Annotated in this window: 25 protein-coding genes and 1 pseudogene; 11 read left to right on the top strand and 15 right to left on the bottom strand. The window is 71.8% G+C overall.

The annotated features are described in order from the left end of the window. Positions 1-31: 31 nt before the first annotated feature. Positions 32-1,027, bottom strand: a complete 996-nt coding sequence (locus ACFQ6N_RS00775; protein ID WP_380645955.1) for an Lrp/AsnC family transcriptional regulator — start codon at positions 1,025-1,027, stop codon at positions 32-34. Positions 1,028-1,289: 262 nt separating this feature from the next. Between ACFQ6N_RS00775 and ACFQ6N_RS00770 the strand changes: the two genes are divergently transcribed. Beyond that, positions 1,290-2,822 carry an MFS transporter gene (locus ACFQ6N_RS00770; RefSeq protein WP_380646144.1) on the top strand — a complete coding sequence of 511 codons (1,533 nt, stop codon included), beginning with the start codon at positions 1,290-1,292 and terminating at the stop codon, positions 2,820-2,822. Positions 2,823-3,151: 329 nt separating this feature from the next. Then, positions 3,152-4,111, top strand: coding sequence for an SDR family NAD(P)-dependent oxidoreductase (locus ACFQ6N_RS00765; protein WP_380645954.1), 960 nt, complete (start codon positions 3,152-3,154; stop codon positions 4,109-4,111). A gap of 62 nt (positions 4,112-4,173) precedes the next feature. On the opposite strand, the gene ACFQ6N_RS00760 is transcribed toward ACFQ6N_RS00765, so the two are convergent. Continuing rightward, on the bottom strand, positions 4,174-4,572 hold the full coding sequence (locus ACFQ6N_RS00760) for a VOC family protein (RefSeq protein WP_380645953.1): 399 nt from the start codon (positions 4,570-4,572) through the stop codon (positions 4,174-4,176). Between the two features lie 108 nt (positions 4,573-4,680). Between ACFQ6N_RS00760 and ACFQ6N_RS00755 the strand changes: the two genes are divergently transcribed. Then, the gene (locus ACFQ6N_RS00755; protein WP_380645951.1) at positions 4,681-5,688 is read left to right on the top strand and encodes a helix-turn-helix transcriptional regulator; all 1,008 of its coding nucleotides are present in this window, start codon (positions 4,681-4,683) and stop codon (positions 5,686-5,688) included. Between the two features lie 104 nt (positions 5,689-5,792). Here ACFQ6N_RS00755 and ACFQ6N_RS00750 read toward each other — a convergent pair whose 3' ends face one another. Beyond that, on the bottom strand, positions 5,793-6,368 hold the full coding sequence (locus tag ACFQ6N_RS00750) for a TetR/AcrR family transcriptional regulator (protein WP_380645950.1): 576 nt from the start codon (positions 6,366-6,368) through the stop codon (positions 5,793-5,795). 231 nt (positions 6,369-6,599) lie between these two features. Between ACFQ6N_RS00750 and ACFQ6N_RS00745 the strand changes: the two genes are divergently transcribed. Both ACFQ6N_RS00745 and ACFQ6N_RS00740 read left to right on the top strand, forming a co-directional pair. Then, complete coding sequence (locus tag ACFQ6N_RS00745; protein WP_380645949.1) at positions 6,600-7,361, top strand: SDR family NAD(P)-dependent oxidoreductase; 762 nt, start codon at positions 6,600-6,602, stop codon at positions 7,359-7,361. Between the two features lie 285 nt (positions 7,362-7,646). Beyond that, positions 7,647-8,633 (top strand): hypothetical protein, encoded by a 987-nt coding sequence (locus ACFQ6N_RS00740; protein WP_380645948.1) that lies wholly within the window; start codon positions 7,647-7,649, stop codon positions 8,631-8,633. Positions 8,634-8,721: 88 nt separating this feature from the next. Here the strand turns inward: ACFQ6N_RS00740 and fabV are convergent, their stop codons facing one another. After that, positions 8,722-9,951, bottom strand: coding sequence for an enoyl-[acyl-carrier-protein] reductase FabV (gene fabV / locus ACFQ6N_RS00735; RefSeq protein ID WP_380645947.1), 1,230 nt, complete (start codon positions 9,949-9,951; stop codon positions 8,722-8,724). Positions 9,952-10,340: 389 nt separating this feature from the next. On the opposite strand from fabV, the gene ACFQ6N_RS00730 reads away from it, so the two are divergent. Both ACFQ6N_RS00730 and ACFQ6N_RS00725 read left to right on the top strand, forming a co-directional pair. After that, on the top strand, positions 10,341-11,192 hold the full coding sequence (locus tag ACFQ6N_RS00730; protein ID WP_380645946.1) for an ABC transporter ATP-binding protein: 852 nt from the start codon (positions 10,341-10,343) through the stop codon (positions 11,190-11,192). 95 nt (positions 11,193-11,287) lie between these two features. Further along, complete coding sequence (locus tag ACFQ6N_RS00725; RefSeq protein ID WP_380645945.1) at positions 11,288-13,885, top strand: ABC transporter permease; 2,598 nt, start codon at positions 11,288-11,290, stop codon at positions 13,883-13,885. A gap of 65 nt (positions 13,886-13,950) precedes the next feature. Here the strand turns inward: ACFQ6N_RS00725 and ACFQ6N_RS00720 are convergent, their stop codons facing one another. The 6 genes from ACFQ6N_RS00720 to ACFQ6N_RS00695 all read right to left on the bottom strand — a co-directional run bounded on the left by ACFQ6N_RS00720 (position 13,951) and on the right by ACFQ6N_RS00695 (position 19,809). Continuing rightward, the gene (locus tag ACFQ6N_RS00720) at positions 13,951-14,706 is read right to left on the bottom strand and encodes a response regulator (RefSeq protein WP_380645944.1); all 756 of its coding nucleotides are present in this window, start codon (positions 14,704-14,706) and stop codon (positions 13,951-13,953) included. Further along, on the bottom strand, positions 14,703-15,911 hold the full coding sequence (locus ACFQ6N_RS00715) for a sensor histidine kinase (protein ID WP_380645943.1): 1,209 nt from the start codon (positions 15,909-15,911) through the stop codon (positions 14,703-14,705). The genes ACFQ6N_RS00720 and ACFQ6N_RS00715 overlap by 4 nt, the downstream gene beginning before the upstream one ends. A 243-nt stretch (positions 15,912-16,154) precedes the next feature. Continuing rightward, on the bottom strand, positions 16,155-18,179 hold the full coding sequence (locus tag ACFQ6N_RS00710; protein WP_380645942.1) for a M64 family metallopeptidase: 2,025 nt from the start codon (positions 18,177-18,179) through the stop codon (positions 16,155-16,157). Between the two features lie 2 nt (positions 18,180-18,181). Further along, a complete protein-coding gene (locus ACFQ6N_RS00705; protein WP_380645941.1) occupies positions 18,182-18,685 on the bottom strand; it encodes a hypothetical protein in 504 nt (167 codons plus the stop codon). A gap of 215 nt (positions 18,686-18,900) precedes the next feature. Next, complete coding sequence (locus tag ACFQ6N_RS00700; RefSeq protein ID WP_380645940.1) at positions 18,901-19,341, bottom strand: hypothetical protein; 441 nt, start codon at positions 19,339-19,341, stop codon at positions 18,901-18,903. 126 nt (positions 19,342-19,467) lie between these two features. Further along, entirely contained in the window at positions 19,468-19,809 is a 342-nt protein-coding gene (locus ACFQ6N_RS00695) for a VOC family protein (RefSeq protein WP_380645939.1), read from the bottom strand. Positions 19,810-19,940: 131 nt separating this feature from the next. On the opposite strand from ACFQ6N_RS00695, the pseudogene ACFQ6N_RS00690 reads away from it, so the two are divergent. Together ACFQ6N_RS00690 and ACFQ6N_RS00685 are read left to right on the top strand one after the other, a co-directional pair. Beyond that, positions 19,941-20,009 (top strand): annotated as a pseudogene (locus ACFQ6N_RS00690) (hypothetical protein); the annotation flags it as partial. Positions 20,010-20,145: 136 nt separating this feature from the next. Then, the gene (locus tag ACFQ6N_RS00685; RefSeq protein ID WP_380646151.1) at positions 20,146-20,628 is read left to right on the top strand and encodes a hypothetical protein; all 483 of its coding nucleotides are present in this window, start codon (positions 20,146-20,148) and stop codon (positions 20,626-20,628) included. Positions 20,629-20,642: 14 nt separating this feature from the next. Here the strand turns inward: ACFQ6N_RS00685 and ACFQ6N_RS00680 are convergent, their stop codons facing one another. Continuing rightward, positions 20,643-20,996, bottom strand: a complete 354-nt coding sequence (locus tag ACFQ6N_RS00680) for a hypothetical protein (protein ID WP_380645938.1) — start codon at positions 20,994-20,996, stop codon at positions 20,643-20,645. Positions 20,997-21,046: 50 nt separating this feature from the next. On the opposite strand from ACFQ6N_RS00680, the gene ACFQ6N_RS00675 reads away from it, so the two are divergent. Then, positions 21,047-21,607, top strand: a complete 561-nt coding sequence (locus ACFQ6N_RS00675; protein ID WP_380645937.1) for a hypothetical protein — start codon at positions 21,047-21,049, stop codon at positions 21,605-21,607. A 28-nt stretch (positions 21,608-21,635) separates the two neighbouring features. On the opposite strand, the gene ACFQ6N_RS00670 is transcribed toward ACFQ6N_RS00675, so the two are convergent. From ACFQ6N_RS00670 to ACFQ6N_RS00655, 4 genes are all read right to left on the bottom strand, one after another. Further along, positions 21,636-22,493 carry an IS5 family transposase gene (locus ACFQ6N_RS00670; protein WP_380645936.1) on the bottom strand — a complete coding sequence of 286 codons (858 nt, stop codon included), beginning with the start codon at positions 22,491-22,493 and terminating at the stop codon, positions 21,636-21,638. Positions 22,494-22,584: 91 nt separating this feature from the next. Beyond that, positions 22,585-23,034, bottom strand: a complete 450-nt coding sequence (locus tag ACFQ6N_RS00665; RefSeq protein ID WP_380645935.1) for a hypothetical protein — start codon at positions 23,032-23,034, stop codon at positions 22,585-22,587. A 144-nt stretch (positions 23,035-23,178) separates the two neighbouring features. Continuing rightward, complete coding sequence (locus tag ACFQ6N_RS00660) at positions 23,179-23,577, bottom strand: hypothetical protein (protein ID WP_380645934.1); 399 nt, start codon at positions 23,575-23,577, stop codon at positions 23,179-23,181. A 236-nt stretch (positions 23,578-23,813) separates the two neighbouring features. Further along, positions 23,814-24,350, bottom strand: coding sequence for a GNAT family N-acetyltransferase (locus ACFQ6N_RS00655; protein WP_380645933.1), 537 nt, complete (start codon positions 24,348-24,350; stop codon positions 23,814-23,816). Between the two features lie 64 nt (positions 24,351-24,414). On the opposite strand from ACFQ6N_RS00655, the gene ACFQ6N_RS00650 reads away from it, so the two are divergent. Further along, a complete protein-coding gene (locus ACFQ6N_RS00650) occupies positions 24,415-25,023 on the top strand; it encodes a TetR/AcrR family transcriptional regulator (protein WP_380645932.1) in 609 nt (202 codons plus the stop codon). The last annotated feature ends 217 nt before the right edge of the window (positions 25,024-25,240 follow it).

Raw genomic sequence — 25,240 nt, 5'->3', positions numbered from 1 at the left:
AGCCACCCGGGCCGGGAGCCCGGCGCCGGTGTCACACGAGTGCCGGGGGGATCAGCCGCCCATGGTGGATGAGTGAGGCCGACTGCTTGAACCGGTTCACCCGGACGCTGATCTCGTAGCCGCGGATGCCCTCGACGCGGGCCAGGCGGCCGGTGAGGTAACGGTAGAAGTCGGGGGTGTCCCGGCAGGCGACCACGGCCATGAGGTTGTGGCGTCCGCTGATCGCGGCGACGAACACGCACTCGTTGTGGCCGCCGACCTCCTCGCCGACCTGGTGCAGCCTCGGCAGGTCGACCTGCAGCCACAGGGTGGCGTTGAGCCGGTAGCCGAGGCGCTCGGGCAGGGTGTCGACGTCGTACGTGAGCGAGCCGGCTGCCTCCAGTGCCTCCAGGCGACGGGCGACCCGGGGCTTGGACCAGCCGGTGACCTCGGCCAGGTGGGTATGGGTGGCCCGGCCGTCCTCGGCGAGCGCGCGCAGCAGCGGCAGGTCCTGTTCACCCAGGGGCGTCGACGGAGCCGTTGCCGGGGCGGGGTGGCCGGAGGTCAGCCGCCGCACCTGTTCGGGGGTGAGCGAGGCGTCGGGGTCGCTCCGGGGCGCGGTTCCGGGTCCGCCGTAGATGCGCACGACCAGGTCGAGGTTCACGTCCAGGACCGCGCCCGCTCGCGGCAGCCGGCGCAGCAGCAGGTCGTCACGGTCGGTTCCGGCGGGGGACCGGATGATGCAGATGATCTCCGAGCCGCCGGAGGCGATGCCGACGTACGCCACCTCGGACTGGCGGGCCAGTGACTGGGCCAGCGGTGCCGCCGCATCGGGTCGGCAGCGCAGCCGGGCGATCCACTCCGCCTGGCCGTCGGCGTTCAGGTTGCCCAGTCCGACGACGCGCAGCACGCCGTCCCGCCGCAGGACGGCGTAGCGGCGCGCCACGGTCTGTTCGGACACGCCGATGACCTCCCCGAGCCGCCGGAACGAGACCCTGGGCGCGCACGTCAAACCGTGGATGATTTTGTGGTCCAGATCATCAGCCATGGAGGAATGATCGCACTGCCGGCCGTACAGGCGGAGGTTCTGTGACGCCTGGTGGGATCGGCTGCGGGTTTCGGGTGCTTCGGGGAGAAGCTGATCGGCGGCTCCACGGGCGGCTGCCGTCGGCCGTCGCCCCCGGGAGCGGGCGCACGCTCCCGGCGGCGCTCCGAGAACGCGGGGCCTCCCCCGCAGCAGCCGAAGGAACAACTCCGTGAACTCCGCAACGACGCCGGACCTCAGGGCCGGACGGGCCGCCACGCTCGTCATGGCCTGCCTGGGTGTCTTCGTCGCCTACCTGCCCGTCACCACCGTGTCGGTGAGCCTGCCGGCGATCCAGCGCGCGCTGGGCGCGTCGACCTCCGAACTGTCCTGGGTGTCGGACGCGTTCGTGCTGCCGATGGCCGCGCTGATCCTGACCACCGGTGTCTGGGGCGACGTCCACGGCCGCAAGAAGGTCTTCCAGACCGGCATGACCTTCTGTGCGCTGGGCGCCGTGATCTCGCTGCTGTCCGGCTCGGTGCAGGCACTGTGGGTCGGGCAGGCGGTCTCCGGCATCGGCGCCGCCGCCCTGCTGCCCACCACACTCGCGCTGATCAGCCATGCCGTGCCCGACCACCGTGAGCGGGGCAAGTTCATCGGCCTCTGGGCGATGAGCCTGACGGCCCCGCTCGCCGCCGGCCCGCTGATCGCCGGCGCCCTGCTGGAGCACACCGCCTGGCGCTGGATCTTCCTGCTGCCGATACCGCTCGCCGTGGCCCTGCTGGCCGCCGCCGCGTTCCGGCTGCCCGACTCGCGCGCCCCGCACGGCCGCCGGCTCGACTGGCCCGGCCAGATCACCGCCGCCGTCGCCGTCACCGCGCTGGTCTACGGCGTCATCGAGGGCGGCGCGGACGGCTTCTCCGAACCCGCTGTGATCACCGCACTGACGCTCGGCGCGGTCGCCACCGGAGCCTTCGTCCTGGTGGAACTCCGCAGCGCCGGCCCGATGCTGGACCTGGCGCTGTTCCGCAGCCCCGCGTTCACCGCCACCGCACTGGTGGCCGCGGTCAGCTTCCTCGGCCTGATCGGCTTCTTCTTCGTGCTCAGCCTGTACTTCGGCCTGGTCCAGCACCTGAGCACCATGCAGGCGGCACTGCGGCTGGTACTGGTGTCCGGCACCTCGCTGGTGGCGGGCCTCCCTGTCGGACGGCTGATGCACCGGATCTCGCCGAGGGTGCTGATCACCTCCGGGTTGGTGCTGATCGCCGCCGCGATGTTCGCCCTGACCGGCGTCGACGCCCACACCTCCTACGCGGCGCTGGCCTGGCGGCTGGTACTGCTCGGACTCGGCATGGGCGCGGTGCTCACCCCGATGACCGCCTCCGCGGTCTCCGCCGTTCCCTTCCACCTGGCCGGGATGGCCGCGGCAGGCAACAACGCGATCCGCCAGGTCGGCGCCGCGCTCGGCCCCGCCGTCCTCGGCGTACTGCTCACCACCCGTGCTCTGAACGCCCTGCCCGAACAGCTCGCGAACGCCGGCGTCCCGGCCCAGACCGGCGCGCGCGTCCTGGACGCCGCCCGCGAACACGGCCTGGGAGCCGTCGCCGGACTCGACCTCGGCCCCGCCACGGGACAGGCCCTGACCGCGCTGAGCAACTCCTTCCTGGACGGCATGCGGCTGTGCCTGCTGGTCTCCGCCGGCCTCGCCCTGCTGGCCGCGCTGGCCTGCGCCCTGCTGCTGAAGAGCCCGTCGAGCGCGGCACCGCGAGCGGCGGGTCCGGGACGGCCGGTGCCGGAAGCGGAGTTCGTCGCGGTCTAGGCCAAGGCCTGCCGGCCTCCGTCGGCGTCCTCGTCCGGCTCCGGCGGCGTCCTCGTCCGCCTCCGGCGCGTCCGGGTCGCGCAGCGGGCGCGGGGCGCCGGCGGCCGGGGTAGGGGCGGTGAAGCTGTAGCGCCCGGCGGCTTCCCGGGCCCGCGCGCTGCCGGTCGGCTGTCAGCGGGGACAGCGGCCTGTCGGTGGGATGTAAGCGGCGCCCGGGACTGTGGGAACCGGGCGTGACCGGCCGTGATGGTGCGGACCCGCCCGTCTCCGGACCGTCTCCGGACCCGTCCGAGCCACGCCGAAGCACTCCGAGCCTCCAGGAGCCCGCCATGCCTTCCGCACCCCGAGTCCCGCTGTGGGACGTCCACCGGCTGCCCCGCGCCGAGGGAAGGAGTTTCCTGGTCACCGGCGGCAACGCGGGTATCGGGTACTTCGTCGCCGAGCAGCTCGCCGGCACCGGGGCCACGGTCGTCCTCGGCAGCCGCGACAGGGCGAAGGCCGAAGGCGCGATCGCATCCATCGGCTCGCGCGTCCCCGGCGCCAGGGTGAGGCACGTGCCCCTGGACCTGGCCGATCCCGCTTCGCTCAAGGCGTCCGTGGACGCGCTCGGGCTGGACCGCCTCGACGCGGTCGTCCACAACGCCGGGGTGGCGCTCGACCATCCACCGCGCCGGGAGACCACGGGCGGCCACGAGCTGATGTTCGCGACCAACCACCTGGGGCACTTCGCGCTGACCCACCACCTGGCCCCCCTGCTCACGGCGACTCCGGGGAGCCGGATCGTCACCACCGGCAGCTTCGCCGCCAAGTCCGAACGCCTGGACCTCGACGACCTCCAGAGCGCGCGCGACTACCGGCCCAAGCGGGCCTACGCCCGCTCCAAGCTGGCCCAGATGCTCTTCGCCGTCGAACTCGACCGCCGCCTGCGCGCCGTCGGCAGCACGACGCTGAGCGTGCTCATCCATCCCGGCGGCGCGCTCGACGCCCTGACCCCTTCGCGCCCGCCGGTCCACGTCCGGACGACCGGCGAGCGGCTGAGCCGTCTCCCGCTCGGCCTCGTCGTCCAGGGCAAGGACGCCGCCGCATGGCCCGCCGTCCGGGCCGTGCTCGACCCGGGCGTACGCGGCGGCCAGATGTGGAGCCCCCGGGCGTTCGGGCTGCGCGGCATGCCCACGACCGAACCCCTCTGGCCCCACCTCGCCGACCCCACGACCGCCGCGCGTCTGTGGGCGGCCAGCTGCGACCTGACCGGCAATGATCTGACGGTCACCGCCCCGACAAGGCGGTGAGAGCGGCCCCGCCCAGCCGCGCCCGGATGAAACCGGGCCCTGCCCCGGTGGCCGGGCTGCCGTCAGCGAGCGAACTTCTCGATGGCCGCCGGAGTGACGGGGGTGAAGAAGTTGACGAGGTTGCCGTCGGGGTCGCGGAGCAGGAGCGACCGGTTGCCCCAGGGCATCGTGGTGGGCTCGGTCACGAAGTCGGTCACGAAGTCGGCCAGGTTCCGGTACACGCCGTCCACGTCGGCGACGAGGAATTCGATGATCACGGTGTTGTTGTCGGCCGGACGGGCCGAGCCGGGTGCGAACAGTGCCACGGTGCGGGTGCTGCCGATCGCGAGGGTCGCGCCGGCGGTGCGCAGTTCGGCGAAGTCCTCGGTGGACCAGTCCGCCCTCACTCCGGTGGCCCGCTCGTAGAAGTCGACGAGGCGCGCGATGTCGCCGGTGATGATCCGGATCGAAACGAAGTCCATGGTGCTCTCTCCTCAAGTTGGTGAAACCGCTGGTGAAGCGGTCGCACCCCGGACGCTAGAGCAGATAGTGGACAGAATCGGTCCGGTATCAGGGCTAGGCTCGTGGACATGGCCCGACCCACCAGCCGCGTGCTCACCCTCCTGGAACTCCTGCAGTCGGGCGGCATCAGGACGGTGGCCGAACTCGCCGACCGGCTCGGCGTCGACGGGCGCACCGTGCGGCGGTACGTGGGCCACCTGGTCGACCTCGACATCCCCGTCGAGGCGGTCCGGGGCCGCTACGGCGGGTACCGGCTCGCGCCCGGGTACCGCCTGCCTCCGCTCATGCTCAACGACGACGAGGCGCTCGCCGTGCTGCTCGGCCTCGTCGCCGGTCGCCGGACGGGGCTGCTGACGGCGACCGGGACCGCGACCGGGACAGCGGGCGAGACGGCCGCGGCCAAGATCCGCCGGGCGCTGCCCGAGCGTCTGGCCCGCCGGCTCGACGCCGTCATGGAATCCCTCGCCTTCACGGCTCCGGCCGGGGAGTCGGCCACTCCGGAGACCGGGGTCCTGCTCGCCGTCGCCGACGCGGTGCGCCACCGCCGCCCGGTCTCGATCAGGTACACCGCCGGGGACGGCCGACGCAGCGAACGCACGCTGCACCCGTACGGGATCGTCACCCACTCGGGCCGGTGGTACGTCACGGGCACCGATCCCGGGATCGGCGAGGACCGGACCTTCCGGCTCGACCGCATCGAGGACGCGAGGGCGCTGCCGGGCTCCTTCGAGCCGCCCGCCGGGCTCGATCCGGCACAGCGCGTCCTGTCGGGGCTCGCCAAGGCGGCGTACCGGCACGAGGTGACCCTGCGTATCCACGGGACGGTCGAGCGGATCCGCACCCGGCTGCCCGCCGGTATCGCGAGCATGGAGGAGCCCGAGCCCGCTGCGGAGGGCGCGGATCCGCACGCCGAGCGCTGGCTCCGCGTCGAGTTGAGAGCAGAGCGGCTCGACTGGTTGCCTCCCGTCCTCGCCTCGCTCGACCGGCCGTTCGTCATCGAGCGGCCGGACGAACTCCGGGACCTCGTCGTCGCGTTCGCCGACCGGCTCACGGTCTCTGCCCACCGCCAGGCCTGACGCCGCCGTCCACTCCGGGCCATCCGACCGCGGCGGAAGCGCGCCCGGCCGGAGGTCTTCCCGTCGCTGGAGACGACGTACTCGTCCTGTCAGCGCCGGTCCTGTCAGCGCCGGTCGGTGCTCAGGCCGTCCAGGGTGAGGTCGAGGAGGCGTTCGGCCTGCTCTCGCTGCTCCGGCTTTCCCGAGGTGAGGGCGATGCCGGTGAGGGCGGCGAACATGTCGGTGGCGCCGATGTCGGAGCGGATGGTGCCGGCTTCGACGCCGGCGGCCAGGAGTGAGGTCAGGGCGGCCATCATCATCTCGTGGCTCTCGGCGTAGGGGTTGACGCCGGATTCGACGAGGGCGCGCAGGGCGTCGGCCATGCCGAGCTTGGCGGTCGCGTAGTCGATGAAGCGGCCCGTCCAGGCGCGCAGGGCCTCGCGCGGGGCCAGCGCGGCCAACAGGTCGGGGGCCGCGTCGCACAGCCGGATCAGCTCGTTGCGGTAGGCGGCCTCGATGAGGACCTCCCGGGTGGGGAAGTTGCGGTAGAGCGTGCCGGAGCCGACGCCGGCCTCCTTGGCGATGCGCTCCAGGTGCGCCTCCAGCCCGTCCTCGGCAAAGACGCGCACGGCGGCCGAGAGGATCTTGTCCCGATTGCGCTGCGCGTCGGCCCGTAGCGGGCGTCCTGTCTCTCTGGCCATCCGCGGTCTCCTGTCGTCCCGGGCTTGCTAACCGGCGACGCCTCCACTTACAGTCAAAGGGAACTGGAGGCGCCTCCACTTCCACTCTAGGGCATGCGGCCCCGCATCCGCCGCACACGAGCACACGCGTGCCCCCGATCCACATTCCCGTCACACCCCCGGGCTTTCATCCGCACGGCTCCCGCCGCGAACGCGGCACATGGCAGTCCACTCATCCAGAGGAGAAGGAAGATGAGCCTCTCGCTCGCAGACAAGGTCGCCGTCGTCACGGGCGGCGCGTCCGGGGTCGGCCTGGGCATCGCCCAGGAGTTCGTCGCCAACGGCGCCCGCGTGGTCATCACCGACCTGCACCAGGAGGCGCTCGACGAGGCGGTCGCGGCGATCGGGCCGAACTGCTCGGGGATCGTGGCCGACGTCACCAGGCTCGCGGACATGGAGGCCGCCTACCGACAGGTGAAGGAGCGTCACGGGCGACTCGACGCGGTCGTGGCCAACGCCGGCATAGGCGCGCACGCCCCACTCGGCGCCATCACCGAGGAGCAGTTCGACCGGACCTTCAACGTCAATGCCAAGGGCGTCCTCTTCACCGTCCAGCCCGCGCTCGCGCTGCTGCCGCCCGGCGGCACCGTCGTCATCATCGGCTCCACGGCGTCCATCCGGCCTCCGCGCGGGATGAGCCTGTACGGCGGCTCGAAGGCCGCGGTACGCAACTTCATCCGGGCCTGGATCCAGGACACCAAGGGATCGGGCATCCGGATGAACATCCTCAGCCCCGGCGCGGTCGACACCGACTCCCTGCGCGGCGCACTGGCGATGGCCCAGGGAGCCGACCACGTCGACGCCGCCGTCAGAACCATAGGAGAGGGCAACCCGACCGGACGGATCGCCGACCCGCGCGAGATGGGGAAAGCCGCGGTCTTCCTCTCCAGCGACGCCTCCAGCTTCATCACCGGCGTCGAACTCTTCGCGGACGGCGGCATGGCACAGGTGTGAACCGCTCCGGGCCCAGCGGCCCCGGAGCCGATCAGTAAGTCAGATGACCGATGTGCCGCGGCCCGTCCTGCTGGCAGCCTCTCCGTCGAGCGGCTCCGCGCCCGCCGGGGACCACACCCCGTGCGGGTCCGTCGTCGGATCCGAGCCACACCACGCGTCATCGCTCCGGGGCCACACACGTCGTGGGCCCACGGGCGAGAAGGGCAGCAGACAATGACCGCGCTACCGCACACCCCACGACCTCTCACCCCACCGCATCGCCGCAGGTCCTCCAGGCTCGCCACCATGGTGGCCGTCCTCCTCACCGCGCTGGCCGCCGTGTTCGCGAGCACAGCCCCGGCCGGCGCGGTCACGCCCTGGCAGGAGGCGGACCACAACGCCAGCACGCCCGACTCCCCGGCGATGGCGTACTACCTGGGGAGCCACGTCGAGGTCATCCGGGGCCAGGACAACGCCCTCTGGTTCAACGTCGACGGCGCCGGGTTCAACCACATCGGCGGCGTCACCTACGCCGCGCCCTCGATCACCTCGTACCGCGGCGAGCTCTGGATCTGGCACACCGGGCAGAACGGCGACGTCTGGGGCCAGAACCTCGCCAACCCCGGTGAGCCCAACCACCGGCGCTGGTACTGGAACCGGGCCATCCAGTTCAGCACCCAGAACATCGGCGGTTCCGGTTCGGCCGGCCGATCGAACCTGAGCCCGGCCATCGCGGCCTCCCCGGACCTGCTGCACTTCATCGTCGTCGGCGCCAACGAGCGCATCTACCACGCCACCATGGGCGTGAACCGGAACTTCAGCCCCTGGTCCGAACTGCCGGGCGGCGCCCGCACGGAGTCCGGGGCCGGAGCCTCGACCTCGCCCGACAACCGCCTGACCGTCCTCCACCGCGGCACCGACAACCGCATCTACCGCCAGGGCCTGAACGTCCGCTACTGGCAGTGGGACAACAACTGGCAGCAGATCCGGAACACCAACACCAACGCCGCCCCGTCGATCGCCTACAACGGCCGTGACGGCCTGATGGTCCAGGCCTGGCGCGACGCCGGCACCGGCCAGATCCTGACGTCCGAGAGCCTGACGTACGCCGCCGAGTCGACGGCCCCGCAGGGAGTGCCCCGCGGCAACAACGTCGCCAGCCCGTCGGCCCCGCGCGTCGACTCCGAGCCCGACGGTGTCGGCCTGACCATCCGGGGCGGCAACTTCTACGACGTGCAGGGCCACTACTTCCGGAACAACATCATCTACAACATCCACAACTACTACGGCTGACCGTCCCCTTCGCCCTCCCCCGGGCGGACCGCGGCGCCCCCTCGTGTCGGTGGACACGAGAGGGCGCCGCAGTCGGTCCACGACCGGGTCAGGAGGTGTGGTCGGGCCAGGGCACGTCGGTGTCGACCTCGGCGGCGTAGTCGGTGCCGGGCACGGAAAACCCGTACAGGCGGCGGACTTCGGCACGGAACCAGTCGACGTCCGCGAGGTCGGCGATGGTGTCGGTGGTGGCGGCCTCCCAGCGTTCGGCGACGGCGGCCTGGACGTCGTCGGTCAGTTCGAAGGTGTCCAGGCGGATCCGGCCCTCGTCGTCCGTGGTGAGCGGGGCGGTGCCGGTGAGCTGGTCCCACAGGGCGGCGAGTTGGCGGATCGGCGGGACGAGACCGTCGCCGAGGACGCCGCGCAGCAGGCCGGTGTAGAGGGCGATGCCGGGGATCGCGGTGGAGGACTGGGTGACGGCAGCGCCGTTGACGGAGGTCACCGCCCGGCCGCCCACGGTCTTGCCGAGCCGCTCGTCCAGGGTGCGGGCGGTGGCCTCCAGGTGGGCCTTGGCCGCGCCGATGGTGCCCTGCCGGTAGATCGCCGCGGTCAGCGGCGAGCCGATGTAGGACAGCGCGACGGTGGTGAAGCCGTCGGCGAGCAGGTCCCGGGCGGCGAGGTGGTCGATCCAGCGCTCCCAGTCCGCCCCGCCCATGACGGCCACCGTCTGCTCGACGTCATCGCCCTCGGCCGGCCCGGTCTCGACCTCGCGGACCTCGGGGACGCCCTGGTCGTCGAAGAGCAGGGTCCTGGTGCGGTTCGCCCGGCCGATCGGCTTGAGGACGGAGGCGTACGTCGTGCCGGTGCCGGGGTCGGTGCGCCGGGGCGCGGCCACCGAGTAGACCAGGTAGTCCAGCCGGCCGCCGAAGCGCCGCTCGACGAGGTCGGCGACCTGCTCCTTCATCGTGTCGGAGAAGGCATCGCCGTTGAGGAAGACCAGGTCCCGCCCGGCGGTGCGGGCGATGTCGGCGGTGGCGGCGGTGCGGTACCAGCCCGCCGTGGCGGTGCGCCGCTCGGTGGGGGCCTTCTCGAAGGACACCGCGATGCCGCGGATCCCGGCGCGCTTGAGCCCGGCGAGCGTGGCCGCGAGGCCGTACCCGGCGGAGGAGCCGATGACCAGCGCCACCGACCCGGCGCCCTCCGACGCCCCGCCGTCCGACGTGTCCGCAGGAGCGGGGCAAGCCTGCCACATGTCGGCCACCACCCGCCGGCAGCCCTCCGGGTGCGAGTCGAGGAAGAGGAAACCCCGGTTGCGGGGAGTGAGAACGCGCCGCGTCACGATGGCAGTCCTTGGGTCGGTCGGTCGGACAGGGACGCGGAGACCGGGCGGGTCGTCGCGCCCTGCCAGTCTGCGACAGCGCTGACGTGCGGAGGAGGCGTGCCAGGGGACAACGATCACAAGTGGATCTTGGAGTGTTCCGCCACTTCCGCCACTTCCGCCACGCCCTGCCCGACGGCGAGCGGGCCGGTTCCGGCCCGACGGGCCGACAGCCCGGCCCGCCTCTGCCGAAGGTCAGAGCCGCCGTACGCCCCGGGGAGTACGCGCACCCCCGGGCCCGACCTTCGGCAGGCACCCCGTTCACGCCCTGGGGCCGACGGTCGGGCGGCGCGGCGCATCGAGGATGAGAAGCATCCGCCTCACCCCCTCCTCGCCGCACCGGAGCTGACATGTCGACACCCGCGCCCGCCAACGCCCACTCCCCTGCCGGAGCTGCCGAGCCTGCCCGGTCTGCCCGGTCTGCCCGGTCTGCCCGGTCTGCCGGATCCACCGGACCCACCGGCCACGCCGCCGCCCGGGCCACCGGACTGTGCAAGGTCTACGGCGAGGGCGAGACCCGGGTCGTCGCCCTGGACTCGGTCTCGGTGGAGTTCGGGCGCGGCCGGTTCACCGCGATCATGGGCCCGTCCGGCTCCGGCAAGTCGACGCTGATGCACTGCATGGCCGGTCTCGACTCGGTCTCCTCCGGCTCCGCCCGGATCGGCGACACCGAGCTGTCCGGCCTGAACGACCGGCAGCTCACCCGGCTGCGCCGGGACAGCCTCGGCTTCGTCTTCCAGGCGTTCAACCTGCTCCCCACCCTGACGGCGCTGGAGAACATCACGCTTCCGCTGGCCATCGCGGGCCGCACACCGGACCGGGCCTGGCTGGACACGGTCGTGGCGACCGTCGGCCTCTCCGGGCGGCTGGGCCACCGCCCCGCCCAGCTGTCCGGCGGCCAGCAGCAGCGCGTCGCCGTGGCCCGCGCCCTCGCGTCCCGCCCGGAGATCGTGTTCGCGGACGAGCCGACCGGCAACCTGGACTCCCGCGCCGGCTCCGAGATCCTCGGATTCCTGCGGGACTCCGTACGGGAGTGGGGCCAGACCGTCGTGATGGTCACCCACGACCCGGCGGCCGCCGCCCACGCCGACCGGGTGGTCTTCCTCGCCGACGGCCGGCTCACCGACGAACTGCTCGCCCCCACCGCCGAAGGCGTCCTGGACCGGATGCGGCAGTTCGACGCCACGGCCCGCACCAGCTGACCGGACCCGCCCGCACGCACCACTGCCCCTGCCCCGCCGTCGCCCGCCCCCTGCGGCCTGGGCCGCGCCCCCTCCCTGGAACCGGGACCTCCGCCATGCTGCGTACAGCCCTGCGCAACGTCTTCGCGCACCAAGCCCGACTGGCCATGACCGCCCTCGCGATCATGCTCGGCGTCGCCTTCGTCGCCGGCACGCTCGTCTTCGGCGACACCGTCACCGAGGCCCTCCGCGGCGCCTCCGCCAGGAACCTCAAGGACGTCGCCGTATCCGTCCAGGCCGCCTCCCGGCCGGGTACCGACGGCACGGACACCGCCACTACGGCTACTTCAGACGCCGACGCCCGGTCCACGGTGCTGACCGCCGACCTCGCCGACCGCGTCCGCGCCGTACCCGGCGTCACCTCCGTGCACGCCACCGTCGACGGCACCGCCACCCTCGCCGCCAAGGACGGCCGACCGGTGAACGCCGACAACGGCTGGCAGAACCTGGCGACCAACTACACACCGGACACCCCGGGCACCGGCCGCGACAGCCGGTTCCCCCTCAGCGCCGGACGCGGCCCCGCCGCCGACGGCGAGCTGGCCCTGGACCGGCGCACCGCCGAGAAGGCCGGGTACGCCGTCGGCGACTCCGTGCGCTTCGCCGTCCAGGGCCCCGCCCTCACCATGAAGCTGGTCGGCACCGTCGACACCGACGACCCGCGCGTCACCGCGGGCGGCAGCCTCACCCTCTTCGACACCGCCACCGCCCAGCGCCTCTTCCTCCAGCCGGGCCGGTTCGACGAGCTGGCCGTCACGTCCGCACCCGGCACCGACAACCAGGAACTCACCGGCCGGATCCGCGCGCTGCTGCCCAGCGACGGCATCACCGTCACCAGCGGGGCACAGCTCGCGCGCGAGCAGGCGGAGCGGATCGCCGAGAACACCAAGGAGCTCACCCGGATGCTCCTGGCCTTCGCCGGGCTCGCGCTGTTCGTCGGGATCTTCGTCATCGCCAACACCTTCACCATGCTGATCGCCCAGCGGAGCCGGGAGACCGCGCTGCTGCGCGCCGTGGGCGCCTCGCGCCGCCAGGTCGTCCGGGCCGTCCTCGTCGAAGCCGCGCTCGTCGGACTCGCCGCCTCCGCGGCCGGAATCGCGCTCGGGCTCGGGATCGCCGCCGCCATGCGGCCCCTCCTCAACGCTGGCGGCGCGGGACTGCCGGACGGCCCCCTGGTCGTCTCCCCGGACTCGCTCGTCCGCTCCCTCCTGGTCGGCGTCGGCGTCACCGTCCTCGCCGCCTGGCTGCCGGCCCGCAAGGCCGCGAAGATCGCACCGGTCGAGGCGCTGAGCACCGTCGACCAGGCGCCGCCCCGACGCGGCACGGTGCTGCGCAACACCCTGGGCGGACTGCTCACCGGCGCCGGCGTCCTCGCCCTGCTGTACGTCTCCGCGCAGCGCAACGGTGGCGACAGCAACCTCGAAGCCGCCGCGCTCGGCGCCGCACTCACCCTGACCGGCGTCATCGTGAGCGCACCGCTGCTGTCCCGGCCGCCGATCCGGCTCGCCGGGGCGGTCACCACCAGGCTCTTCGGCGTCACCGGCAAGCTCGCCGAGGAGAACGCGCTGCGCAACCCGCGCCGCACAGCCGCCACCGCCTGCGCCCTGATGATCGGGCTCACCCTGATCACGGGCCTGAGCGTGACCGGCAGCTCCATGAACGCCGCGCTCAGGGCGGCGGCCGTGGAAGGCCTGACCGCGGACTACAAGGTGTCCAACACCGGCTTCGCCGGGATCGACGCCGCGCTCGGCGCGAAGGTCGCCGAGGTCCCGGGGGTCGCGGAGTCCGTGCCCCTCGCGAACGCCGGCCTGGGCGCGCGGGGGAAGTTCACCACCCTCACCGGCGCGGACCCGCAGCGGCTCGGCCGGGTCTACGACCTGACGTTCAGCAGCGGCTCGCTCGCCGACGTCGGCCCCGGCAGGATCGCGCTCTCCGACCGGATGGCCGAGACCACCGGCCTGTCGAAGGGCGACACCTTCCAGGCCACCCTGGGCAGCGGCCGCGCCGGGAAGGACCTGACCGTCGTCGGCGTCTACCGGCAGAACCGGGCCGTCGGCGGCGCCGTGGGCACCATGGACGACGTCCTGCCGTACGCGTACGGAGGCAGGTTCGACAGCATCCTGGTCAAGGCCGCGTCCGGCCGGGACACCGACGGCCTCGACCAGGCCGTCCGCGCGGCCCTCGGCAACAGCCCGCTCATCCAGGTGCAGAACCAGGAACAGCTGACGAAGGCGCAGGCCGGGCAGATCGACACGATGCTCGCCATGATGTACGGGCTGCTCGGACTGACCGTCGTCATCGGCGTGTTCGGCGTCATCAACACCCTGGCCATGTCGGTCTCCGAACGGACCCGGGAGATCGGACTGCTGCGCGCGATCGGCCTCGACGCCGCGGGCGTCCGGCGGATGGTGCGGCTGGAGTCGGTGGTGATCTCGCTCTTCGGCGCGGTCCTGGGCATCGGCACCGGGATCTTCCTGGCCTGGGCGTGCGGCAGCCTCAGCAAGGCCGCGCTCCCGCAGTACGGACTCGTCCTGCCCTGGGCCCGGCTGGGACTGTTCCTGCTGCTCGGCCTGGCGATCGGGGTGCTGGCGGCGGTCTGGCCGGCCCGGCGGGCGGCCCGCCTGGACATGCTGCGGGCGATCGCCGCGCAGTAGCGGCGAGGCCGGCGGGTAGCGGGCAGCGGCCGGACCCGCGAGTGCCGGCCGCTGCCCGCTGCCCGCTACGAGGTGCCGGTCCTCCCGACCGGGCGCTCGGCCACCGCCCGGGGCTCGACCAGACCGGACTCGTAGGCCGCGATCACCGCTTGGGCGCGGTCGCGCACCTGGAGCTTGCCGAAGATGCTCGTGATGTAGTTCTTGACGGTGGAGACGCTGATGTCCAGCGCGCGCGAGATCTCGGCGTTGTCGAGACCGGTGGCCATCACCCGCCACACCTCGACCTCACGGGGCGTGAGCCCGTCCAGGCTCGGGGCGGGCGGCTGCGGGATCCTGGGCGCTCGCACGTAGGTGGAGATCAACCGGGTGAGCAGGCGCGGTGCGACGGCGGCCTCGCCGGTGTGGACGGTGCGAATCGCCGCGGTCAGTTCCTCCGGCGAGATGTCCTTGGGCAGGAATCCGTAGGCGCCCGCCCGCAGGGCCGCGACGACGTACTCGTCCATGTCGAAGGTGCTCAGGGCCAGCACCCGGCATTCGGGCAGCGCGTTCGCGAGTTGCTCGGTCGCCGCGACTCCGTCCAGGACGGGCATCCGGATGTCCATCACGACGACGTCGGGCCGGAACCGGTGGGCGAGGGCAACGGCCTGTTCGCCGTTCTCGGCCTCGGCCACCACCTCGAACGACGGGTCGGGGGCCAGGATCAGCGCCATGCCCCGTCGCACCAGCGGCTGATCGTCCGCGATCAGTACGGTGATCTTCCCCGTGGAGCCACTCGTCGTGGACCCGCTCCCCGTGGAGCCGCTCGTCGTGGATCCGCTCATCGGAGCAGCCCCTCTCCCTCTCCCTCGCCCGGTGCCAGCGGCAGGCTCGCGGCCACCCGGTACCCGCCGGTGTCGAGCCCCCCGGCCTCCAGGGTGCCACCGTGCAGGGCGACACGTTCGTGCATGCCGATCAGACCGTACCCGGTTCGATCCGCCGCCCCGGCACCGGCTCCACCCGCCGCACCGGCCGGGCCCGCCCCGGCGCCCGCGCCGTCGTCGCGCACCTCGACGGTGACCCGGTCCGGACAGTACGTCAGCCGGACGTGGGCACTGGCCGGGCCGGCGTGCTTGCGCGTGTTGGTGAGGGCCTCCTGGACGATCCGGAAGACGGTCAGGCCCACCGTCGGGGGCAGTGGTCGCGGTCGGCCGCTGACCTTGAACTCGGTCGGCAGGCCCGCGAGTCGGGACTCGTCGACGATGCGGTCGAGGTCATCGGCGCCGGGTTGGGGCGCGCTCGGCACGGTCTCGGGCTCCTCGTCGGCCCGCAGTACGTCGAGGAGTTGGCGCATCTCGCGCAGTGCCATCCGCCCGGAGGACTCAAGGGTGACCAGGGCGTCGCGGACCACCTCGGTGTCGCCCCCGAGGTTGGCCCGGGCGCCGCCGGCCATCAGCTGCATGGTGGTGATGTGGTGAGCCACGATGTCGTGCAACTCCCGGGCGATGCGGCGCCGTTCCTCGGCCACCGCACGGTCGGCGAGCAGCCGGCGATTGGCCGCCACCTGCTGCTGCCAGCGGTTGACCACGGCGGCCGTGCAGACCACGACCATGACCGCGAGGACGTCGGAAAGGACGTTGACCTTCGTGGGGAGCCGCCCTTGGCTCTGGCTCAGCAGCGTCACCACCGCCGTCGCGCCGGACATCAGCGCCGTCACCGGGGCGGTGCGGACCCTGGCCACCGAGTACAGGGCCACCGAGAGGGCGAAGCCGAAGTGGGTCGACGGCGGTGTGGTGAGGCTCTCCGCCGCGCCCAGGGCCAGGACGACGGCGAGCGCCGACACCGGGTGGCTGCGCCGGAAGAGCAGCGGCAGGGCCGGCAGCACGAGGAGGACGACGCCGCCCACCGTGGCACCGCCGCCGTGGGCATCGCCGCCACCCGCGCCGCCGAGCGTGTAGCTGATCAGGTCCAGGGCGGCCGCGGCGACGGCCACCAGCGCGTCGTCACGCGTCCACGGCAACGCCTCGGCGCCCGGCAGCCTGTCGGACATCGGCTGCTCGGGATGTCGGCGCCGGCGCATCTGTGCGTCTCCCTGTTCATGGCCCGCCGGACCGGTGGGGCACGGCCGGGCTGTGGTGCTCGATCCATTCTGACACCGGCCCGCCGGCCGCAGCGGAGGCCCTGAGGTGGGTACGGGACCGGGACCACGGTCCTGGTCCCGGGCGGCTGCCGGACCCTGGACCCCCTGCACCACACGTGGTCGCCTCCGGTCGACGCTGTCCTCCGGCGGTGCTCAGGCGATGGGGAAGACGCTGTGATTGCCCCAGCCCTGGCCCGGCGCCTGGTCCCACCACGCCGACCAGATCTTCCCGTCGACTCCGGGCCAGAAGACGTCCAGGTGTCCGGGCAGCCGGCCGACCGCGCTGATGCCCGCGCCGGTGGCCGGTGGCACGGGGAAGCTGTTGGCGATCGGGAACACACCGTGGTTGCCCCAACCCTGGCCCGGCGCCTGGTCCCACCACGCCGACCAGATCTTCCCATCCGCCCCCGGCCAGAAGACGTCCAGATGCCCGGGCACCCGGGCCACCGCCGCGATACCCGCGCCGGCGGCCGGCGCCACCGGGAAGGCGTTGGCGATCGGGAACACACCGTGATTGCCCCAGCCCTGGCCCGGCGCCTGGTCCCACCAGGCCGACCAGATCTTCCCATCCGCCCCCGGCCAGAACACATCCAGATGCCCCGGCAGCCGGCCGAGCGCCGCGATACCCGCGCCAACGGCCGGTGGCACGGGGAAGCTGTTGGCGATCGGGAACACCCCATGGTTGCCCCAGCCCTGGCCCGGCGCCTGGTCCCACCACGCCGACCACACCTTGCCGTCGGCCCCGGGCCAGAAGACGTCCAGATGCCCGGGCACCCGGGCCACCGCCGCGATACCCGCGCCGGCGGCCGGCGCCACCGGGAAGGCGTTGGCGATCGGGAACACACCGTGATTGCCCCAGCCCTGACCCGGCGCCTGGTCCCACCACGCCGACCACACCTTGCCGTCCGCCCCCGGCCAGAACACATCCAGATGCCCCGGCAGCCGGCCGAGCGCCGCGATACCCGCGCCAACGGCCGGTGGCACGGGGAAGCTGTTGGCGATCGGGAACACCCCATGGTTGCCCCAGCCCTGGCCCGGCGCCTGGTCCCACCACGCCGACCAGATCTTCCCATCCGCCCCCGGCCAGAAGACGTCCAGATGCCCGGGCACCCGGGCCACCGCCGCGACTCCCGCCCTGGCGGCCGGCGCCACCGGGAAGCTGTTGGCGATCGGGAAGGCGCCGTGATTGCCCCAGCCCTGACCCGGCGCCTGGTCCCACCACTGGCTCCACACCTTCCCGTCCGTCCCGAGCCAGAAGACGTCCAGGTGTCCGGGGTGCCGGGCGACCGAGCTGACCCGGCTCACCACGGCCGGCAGGTACGGCTCGATGGTCTGACGGATCCTGCGCGTGCAGACCGCGCAGTAGGGGTTCCCCAACGCCCGCATACGGCATTCGAACTGGGCCCGGTAGGCGCCGCAGTGGTAGTAGTGGGCGCCCTCGAAGGCACCGACCGTGGCGGCCGGCACGGGGTTCGCCTGGGGGTCGCACTTGGTGCAGTCGGCGTTGGACGTCGTCGGCATGGCGGTGGTCGGGGCCACCAGGTCCCGCCACTTGTTCGTGGCCCGGCCGGCATCGAGGGTGACGTTGGGCTGTGCGGGCTCACCGGCGGGGTGGTGGTCGTGGCCGACGTCCGCACCGCAGCCCGCGTAGTACTCGTACTCGTCCGCCAGGCCGAAGGCCGTGTGCCCCATCTCGTGCAGGGCGATCTCATTGGCGCCCGCCGCGAGCGAGAAGACCGCCACCGAGCCGCCGGAGCCGCCGTACACGGTGGAGTTCACGATGACCATCGCCATACTCCACTGGGGCACCTGGTTGCCCGCGACCGTCAGCGCGGTGGTGGTGTTGACGACCAGCAGCCGCTGGATCCCGCTGTTGCAGAAGGAGGCGTCGAAGTAGGTCCGGGCCGTGGCCCCGGAACCGCCGCACGCCGTGGGGTCGTCGGCGCCGCTGTCGGTCGAACTGACGTCCACGCGGTACACGTTGACGGCGGGTTTGAGCGAGCCGTACGGCGGGGTGGCGAAGAAGGTGTTCACGAACGACTTGGCGTCGTTGGCGAACTGGCCCATCTGGGCGGCGGTGTAGCCGTCCCCCATGATCACCAGGTTCCAGCGCTGGGTCGCCGGCCCGCTGTCGACGATCTTCGTGGTACCGATGACGGTGCCGTCGGAGGTGGTCATCGTCAGCGCCTCCTCTCGCCCTCGCCCGCTCCCGACCCGTGGTCCGGGCCGTCGTCCGACCCGTCGTCCGGGCCGTCGTCCGGCCCGCCACGGAGGGCGAAACGGGCCACGTCGACGGCGGGAGCACGCGCCGCCGACGTACCTGCGCCGAGCGGACTGCTCACGAGCGCGACATAGTCCGCGGCCTCGATGTCGGGCACCAGGACGGCGAAGGCACCCTTGGGCGTCGCCACCGGAACCCGGGCGACCGACTGCCCGGGATCCGCGGAGAACACCTCGGCGTCATGCTGCACGGGATCGTTCAGGACGCGCCGGTACAGGACGTTCGACTCTCTGTCGCGGACTTCGACCCAGAAACCCTGCGCCTCCCCCGGCCCCGCCAGTCGGTCTCCCGGCGGCGAGGTCATCTCCACCCGCTGCCGGGAGACGAGACGCAGGCTCGTCCCCTCGTACTCGACGATCAGCCGCACCGCGTACGTGTGGCCACTGCCCACTCCGGCCGTCACGGTCGCTCACCTCATCCGTACGGACGAGGACGCCTCGCTCATCAGCATCCCGTGGTTCCAGTGTTTCCGCCGGAATCCGCGGTCGCAACCACACCGTTCCCCGGTGACTGACAGTTGACGATTTCCCCTCCCCGCACCCCCATCGCACACGAACAGTAGCCGTGGACGGGAGCAGACCCGACCACCCCAACACCACTGATCCGCATCCGACTTGTTCAGCCCTCGCGACCCGCGGCCTCCCGCAGCCCCGCCACGAAGGCCGGGAGCGCGTACTGCTCGGTACCGCAGCCCGGCATCTCGATCTTCTTGAGCTGCCCTCCGACGAGGTGGGACACCAGCGGCAGCGGCAGGGCGTCCGGCCACACCCCGGTCCGCTTCCCCTCGGAGAGCACCCGCCGGAACGCACCGGTGGACCCCCGCAGGCTCCGCCCCTCCGCCCGCAACTGCTCCGAGCCGCACTCCCCGCCGCCCTCCACGACCTGCAGCAGGATCTGCTGCGCCCGGGGCGGCAGCCGCTCGTAATACGTCCGGGCCCGCTCCGGCGTCCACCGCTCGTCCGGCACCGCGGTCACGACGGCAGCCGGCACGGCCGCGAGGGCGAGCAACTGCTCCAGCACCTCGGGGGTCGGATCCTCCACGGTGATCGTGATCTTCATGGCGGACACCCTCCCAGCCCAGGAGCCCGAACACAAATAACCACGACAGACACACCACAGACGACAACGCCGGGCCGGTCACAGCCACCAAACACGTGGCTGCGACCGGCCCGGTCGAACCACTTCTCAGTGGATGCAGAACTCGTTGCCGGCCGGATCCTGCATCACCTTCCAGGTGAGACCCGGAACGCTGTGCTCGCCCACGACACTCGCCCCCAGCGCCACCAGCCGCTCCACCTCCTCCGCCAGGCTCGTACCGGACGCGACACCGAAGTCGATGTGCACCCGGTTCTTGCCCCGCCGCTCCTCGGCCACCCGCTGGAACCCCAGCGCCAACGGCTGCGCGCTGACGATGACGAAGTCACCGTGATCCTCAGCGATTTCGCCTCCCACCGCCACGGCCCACCACTGGGCCAGCTCCTTCGGCTCCGCACAATCCACCGTGATCATCACTGCTGCGAGACTCATGCCCGCCACCCTAACCACGCCCACTGACAACCGGCCGCCGAAGAACCGATCAACCCCGTACACAACTGCCCTACCTGCACCGTGAGATCGCCGCCCGGCTCGGCCTGACCCAGAAGGCAGCCCGCACGGTTTTGCGGCTCTTCTCAGCCAAGGTCACCAAGTGCCAGAAACGCGAGCCGGTCCACATCCACGCCGTGATCCGCCTCGACGGCCCGGACTGCCGTACCGGTCCCCGCCCCGCCCCCACGCTCATAACGCCATTCGGGCCGCCGCCGGGTCAACGCCGTCTCGAACGCGGTCAGGGAACGCGAACTCGCCTGGGGCGAACAGCTGGACGTGCGCGAGATCCCCGCCCTCGGCGCCGAAGCCGAACTGACCGATCACGCGGTCGCCGTCTACTCCACCAAGTCCGGCGCCCTCGACCAAGCCCCCTGCGATCCCACAGAGACCGCCAGCCCGACGACGGCGACGGCCCGCCGCTTCGTGCAGCATCCATCCGCTGGCATTACCGTCAACTACTACCGTCACGAACCCAAAGAGACCCCGCCCGGATCCACCTGGCGAAGCCTCTTAGGAATTTCCATCATCACTGAAAAATATCGTGGCATGACTTTCGGTTGGATTACAAATGTGTCCAACATGCATCACCAGGCGCCGCTTCAGCCTATAGTCAAGAATCAAGGACAAGAGGGCACCATGACAGAGCTGCCGACATTGCAGGCCATCCAAGTTGAGGATCCACGTCACGCGAGCGGGCCGCGCGGCCGAATAGCATCCCCCTTCCGGTCGATATTCACCGACCGGAAGGGGGATAAATGATGACAGAAATTCGGTCAGCCAGACGTTCCGATCAACGCAGCCAAGGCTTCTTTAACTTCTTCGTCAAATAGCACGATTGCCGCGAGCTCGCCGACTTTCACTGGCGCCATCCCGACAGGAGAATCCCGGCCACCAAGGACCAAGAGGAACCCGTCCCACCCCCTATAGGAGTCCCGAATTTCATCCACAGAGTATCGGTAGCTATAAATATCAAGCAGCTCGCGGACTGGCGGAAAGGTGACCCCGATAAGTGCCTCAGAATCGATGGCGAGTGCTGCATTCAGCCGCCCTACGTCCTCCAATGGATCATCGCATCGGAATTTCATCAGCAATTCCGCCACCCTGCCAGCACTTACGAATGTTTTCATCTCTCCCCCTTCCAGACCGCCTCTGCTGGGCCAGTCAGCGTACCCTCAACTTGCACCTCAAGTTCAAGCTCCACAAGGCGGTCGACTTCACCGCCGTCCAGCCGGTCAACGAGTCGTCGGCCACGCGGGGCCTCGTCGGCGGCAGGGGACGTACTCGGACCGCGTTTGAGATCTCAGTCGATCGTGGCGTCTACGTGCTCTACCTTCTGCAGGTGATCGATGAGATGTTCCCTTTCGTCGGTGAGTTCAGGGAGCTCGGGCACGGCAGGCCGGACGGGCCGTCGCTCCGGTCTGCCGTTCGGGCCCAGGAGTCGGCAAACGCTCGCGAGTTGGTCGAGTACCTGCGTGCCGGTACGGTCCTGGCCGCCACGACTACGCTCGTGCACGACGTTCTGAGCCCCGACTATGCCGTGATCGGCGGGTTGCACCTGCTGACAGACGGACACTGGCTCTGGTACTCGGACCTGGCCCACTATGTCGAGCGTCATCACGTGGCGCTCGACCCGCAGTTCATCGCGCACGCCCGGAGCAACGACTGGACTGCTCCGCTACTCAGTGAGGCTGACCTGCTTGCGGTGGAGGCCAAGCTTCTCGGGGACGCTGCGAACTGAAAGGTCCGCCGTGAGTCGGCGCGTCCGGTCAGCTCGCAGAGATACGGGTGAGCGGCCTGGGGCCAGGCCGTGACGACGGTCCTCTGCGTGTGAGCCGGCGGACCATGATGCCGATCATGGCCCAGCGAATCATGGTCTCTGAATGGGCCGGGCTGGTCTCGTAGTCCCGGGCGAGGCGTCGGTGGGCGGTGAGCCACGAGAAGGTGCGCTCTACCGCCCATCGTTTCGGCTGGACCTGGAAGCCGCGCTGGTCAGGGTCCTTGCGAACGATCTCCAGGTCGCGGCCGAGGATCTGAGCTGCCCAGTCGACAAGGCGACCGGCGAAGCCCTGGTCGGCCCAGATCTTCTGGACGCCGGGGTGGTCGAGGCGAGTCCACAGCAGCGGTCGCTTCGCGCCGTCGCGGTCCTGAATGCTCGCCGCGACGACGTGGACGGCCAGGAGCAGGCCGAGGCTGTCGGTGACGATGAACCTCTTGCGGCCCTTCACCTTCTTGCCCGCATCGAAGCCCCTGGTGGCAGCGGGGACGGTGTCTGTACTGCGGACAGACTGCGAGTCGATCAAGCCCGCACTCGGCTCCGCGTCGCGGCCGTCGGCTTCACGGACCATGCCGCGCAGGACGTCATGGATGCGCTCAACCGTGCCGTCGTCGTGCCACCACGTGAAGTACCAGTACACCGTCGGCCACGGGGCGAAGTCCTTCGGCAGCTGCCGCCAAGCACACCCAGTCCGCACTACATAGGAGATCGCGTCGACGATCTGCCGCCGCGGATGCTTCTCCCGCCGACCACCCTTCGGGCCTACCCGCACCGGCGGCAGCAACGGCTCCACCAGCGCCCACTGCTCGTCCGTCAGGTCCGACGGATACCCACCCCCAGCACCGCTCACGGTGAGCTCAACGACCGCCTCAGCAACGGGACACGGCAGATCTCAAACGCGGTCTCAGCCCACCATGACCGACCCGGGTCGACCGCCGCGATCAGCCGGCCGATCCGGCGCCGCCCTGGGGCTCGCGGGTGTGGAAGACGGGCTGTCCGGTGAGGGCGTCGATCAGGGCGCGGTCGGCGAGCGGGTGGTGCAGGACGGTCCTCAGGCGGGCGGCGCCGCCGTCCTCGCAGCCGATGCCGGGGCCGGAGGCGTCGCGGCGCCTCAGTAGGAGGGCCACCTGCTCCGCCGTCTCCCGGGCGACGAGGTCGGGTCGGTAGTCGCAGCCGCTCCAGGACACGTCGAGTGTGATGGTGCGGTCATCGGCCTGCACGGCGGGCCTGCCGGCGGAGGGGTCGTCCAACGCGATCCGGCCGAGGACGGAGGCGTCCCGTCTGACGTACGGCAGCGGGTAGGGGTCGCCCCAGGCGTAACAGGCCGCGATGCCGAGCCCGACCACGCCCGCCGCGGCCAGCCAGCGCTTCTCACGTGACGTCAGTTCCATCCCGCGCTCTCCCCCGCCACCCCGTTTGCCCACCACGTCTACCGCTCGTCGGATCATCGCATCCGCGTGGTGGGCCGTACCCCTCAGAGGGTGCTGCCGACAGCACCCTCTGAGGAGGCACGACGGCGAGGTCCTGCCGGACTGCTAGTTGTAGACCCCGCTGCAGGTGGTGGCGCCCGCGTAGTAGTCCCGGACGCAGACCCAGTCCGTGAGGACGCCGCCGTCCGAGGCGTAGCCGTGCCACCAGGTGGGCGTGTTGGTGGAACCGGTCGTCCAGCTGCTGGTCCACCCGCTGGTGCCGCTGCCCTTGGTGTCGTTCTGGTAGATGCTGACGTTGCACCAGGCACCGTTGTGCGACACGACGTAGCCGGTCACCTGGTTGCCGTTGAAGAGGGTGTAGCCGAAGCAGTTCCCGGCCCAGTTCTGCCAGTTGTCGTTGGCCGCGAACGCGGTGCCGCTGGTCGCGATGGTGGCGCCGGTGGCGAGCGCGAGAGCGCCGGCGGCGAGGGCGAGGGTGCGTCGGGTTGCGCGGAGTCTGAGCATGGGTGTGTTCCCCCTGTGTCTGGGATCGCGGCCCACCGTGGGGCCGCTCGACGTTGCCCGTTGTTCGTCCGACCCTCAGCTTGCCCGTGCGCGGGCAGCACGGGGAATGACGTTGGGTAGACGTTCCCCTGACGCTTCGCGGCTCGGGTCCGCCCTGGCACGCCTCGCTCCGCGCGAGGGTCAGCTTGCGGGTCGGGGTCGCCGAGCACCGAGACCGAGAAGGTCGGAGACCGAGCTCAGAGCCGCAGGTCCATTCGCTGCTCGACCGTGTCCAGGCCGAACTTGCGGGCGGGACGGGAGACGGTGAGTTCGAAACCGGCCTTCGCGTAGAGGTGGTGGGCGGCGGCGAGGCCCGCGATGGTCCAGAGCAGCACGCCCTCGTACGAGCGGGCGCGGGCCTCGTCCAGGGCGGTCTCCAGCAGCCGGCCGCCCAGGCCCCGGCCGCGGGCGGCCGGGTCGAGGAGCACCCACCTCAGCTGGCCCCAGCCCGGGCGTTCCTCCGCCCGGACGAGGCCGGTGGCACCGACCACGCGGCCGTCGAGCTCGGCGACCCACAGACGACCGGGCGCCGCACTGCCCTCGCGGGCCCGGGCGAGGACCAACTCGGCCATCCCGGCGGCGACATAGGCCTCCATGGTCTCGTCCGTGCCGTACTCACGGGCGTAGAGGACACCGTGCAGGGCGGCGACGGCGCCGAGGTCCCCCGGGCGGACGGCCTCGCGGACGGTCGCGAATCCGGGTGCGGGCGCGGTGACGGGTGCGGTGGCGGCCATGGTGGCATCCCTTCCAGGAGGACACTTCCACTGAAACAGTCGTTTCAGTGGAACGATAGACCACGTGACCGCCCCCACCCCCGCCGATGCGCGCTCCCGCCCGTCACCGCGCCGCGAGGAGATCCTCGCCGCGACCGTCCGCTACGTCGCCGAGCACAACGTGTCCGACCTCTCGCTGCGCCCGCTGGCCGCCGAGATCGGCTCCAGCCCACGGGTGCTGCTCTACCTGTTCGGCTCGAAGGAGCAGTTGGTCCGGGAGGTCCTGGCGGCCGGACGGGCCGAGCAGCTCGCCCTGTTGGAGCGCTCCGAGGCGGAGGGCGGCGACGCCCGCGAGACCCTGGAACTGCTCTGGGAGTGGCTGACCAAGCCCGACCACCGGGGCGCGCTGCGCCTGTTCTTCGAGGGGTACGTCCGCGCCTTCGGCCACTCCGGGCCCTGGCTGGACTTCGGCACCGCCTCGCTGGACGAGTGGCTGCCGCCCCTCGGACGCGTCCTGGCCGGCACCGGCGCGAACCCCACCGTGGTGCTCGCCGTCCTGCGCGGCCTGCTGCTGGACCTCCTCGCCGAGGACGGCGACGGCGGGAACGGCGGGGTCGGCGAGGAGGGTAGCGAGATCCATGGCGCCCGCGTCCACGCCGCCTGGCACGCCTTCCTCGACGCCACCCTCGGCTGAGGCCCGGCGGCGGGGCGCACACCCCGTCGGCGCGAGCCGGAACGCCCGCCCGGCGCGCCACCAGCCGGGTCCGTCCCCTGCGCGGACCCGACCGGCAGCCCCACCGGCAGCCCCAGGACGGGGCGCGCGTGGAACGGGCACATCAACCGGGCCTCGGGCCGGGTGCGCCTGTCCTGCGCCGTGGGGATCGAGCCTAGGAAGGGGTGCCTTACCGATC

The sequence above is a fragment of the Kitasatospora sp. NPDC056446 genome, from assembly GCF_042796115.1.
Taxonomy (GTDB): Bacteria; Actinomycetota; Actinomycetes; order Streptomycetales; family Streptomycetaceae; genus Kitasatospora.
The sequence above is the reverse complement of the archived record's forward strand: the minus strand, read 5'-3'. Positions and strand labels throughout refer to the sequence as shown.

Excerpts from the sequence above, each read along its gene's own strand:
- ACFQ6N_RS00775 (WP_380645955.1), bottom strand. The coding sequence starts at position 1,027 with ATGGCTGATGATCTGGACCACAAAATCATCCACGGTTTGACGTGCGCG.
- ACFQ6N_RS00770 (WP_380646144.1), top strand. The coding sequence starts at position 1,290 with ATGGCCTGCCTGGGTGTCTTCGTCGCCTACCTGCCCGTCACCACCGTG.
- ACFQ6N_RS00765 (WP_380645954.1), top strand. The coding sequence starts at position 3,152 with ATGCCTTCCGCACCCCGAGTCCCGCTGTGGGACGTCCACCGGCTGCCC.
- ACFQ6N_RS00760 (WP_380645953.1), bottom strand. The coding sequence starts at position 4,572 with ATGGACTTCGTTTCGATCCGGATCATCACCGGCGACATCGCGCGCCTC.
- ACFQ6N_RS00755 (WP_380645951.1), top strand. The coding sequence starts at position 4,681 with ATGGCCCGACCCACCAGCCGCGTGCTCACCCTCCTGGAACTCCTGCAG.
- ACFQ6N_RS00750 (WP_380645950.1), bottom strand. The coding sequence starts at position 6,368 with ATGGCCAGAGAGACAGGACGCCCGCTACGGGCCGACGCGCAGCGCAAT.
- ACFQ6N_RS00745 (WP_380645949.1), top strand. The coding sequence starts at position 6,600 with ATGAGCCTCTCGCTCGCAGACAAGGTCGCCGTCGTCACGGGCGGCGCG.
- ACFQ6N_RS00740 (WP_380645948.1), top strand. The coding sequence starts at position 7,647 with ATGGTGGCCGTCCTCCTCACCGCGCTGGCCGCCGTGTTCGCGAGCACA.
- ACFQ6N_RS00730 (WP_380645946.1), top strand. The coding sequence starts at position 10,341 with ATGTCGACACCCGCGCCCGCCAACGCCCACTCCCCTGCCGGAGCTGCC.
- ACFQ6N_RS00725 (WP_380645945.1), top strand. The coding sequence starts at position 11,288 with ATGCTGCGTACAGCCCTGCGCAACGTCTTCGCGCACCAAGCCCGACTG.
- ACFQ6N_RS00720 (WP_380645944.1), bottom strand. The coding sequence starts at position 14,706 with ATGAGCGGATCCACGACGAGCGGCTCCACGGGGAGCGGGTCCACGACG.
- ACFQ6N_RS00715 (WP_380645943.1), bottom strand. The coding sequence starts at position 15,911 with ATGTCCGACAGGCTGCCGGGCGCCGAGGCGTTGCCGTGGACGCGTGAC.
- ACFQ6N_RS00710 (WP_380645942.1), bottom strand. The coding sequence starts at position 18,179 with ATGACCACCTCCGACGGCACCGTCATCGGTACCACGAAGATCGTCGAC.
- ACFQ6N_RS00700 (WP_380645940.1), bottom strand. The coding sequence starts at position 19,341 with ATGAAGATCACGATCACCGTGGAGGATCCGACCCCCGAGGTGCTGGAG.
- ACFQ6N_RS00695 (WP_380645939.1), bottom strand. The coding sequence starts at position 19,809 with ATGAGTCTCGCAGCAGTGATGATCACGGTGGATTGTGCGGAGCCGAAG.
- ACFQ6N_RS00680 (WP_380645938.1), bottom strand. The coding sequence starts at position 20,996 with ATGAAAACATTCGTAAGTGCTGGCAGGGTGGCGGAATTGCTGATGAAA.
- ACFQ6N_RS00665 (WP_380645935.1), bottom strand. The coding sequence starts at position 23,034 with ATGGAACTGACGTCACGTGAGAAGCGCTGGCTGGCCGCGGCGGGCGTG.
- ACFQ6N_RS00660 (WP_380645934.1), bottom strand. The coding sequence starts at position 23,577 with ATGCTCAGACTCCGCGCAACCCGACGCACCCTCGCCCTCGCCGCCGGC.
- ACFQ6N_RS00655 (WP_380645933.1), bottom strand. The coding sequence starts at position 24,350 with ATGGCCGCCACCGCACCCGTCACCGCGCCCGCACCCGGATTCGCGACC.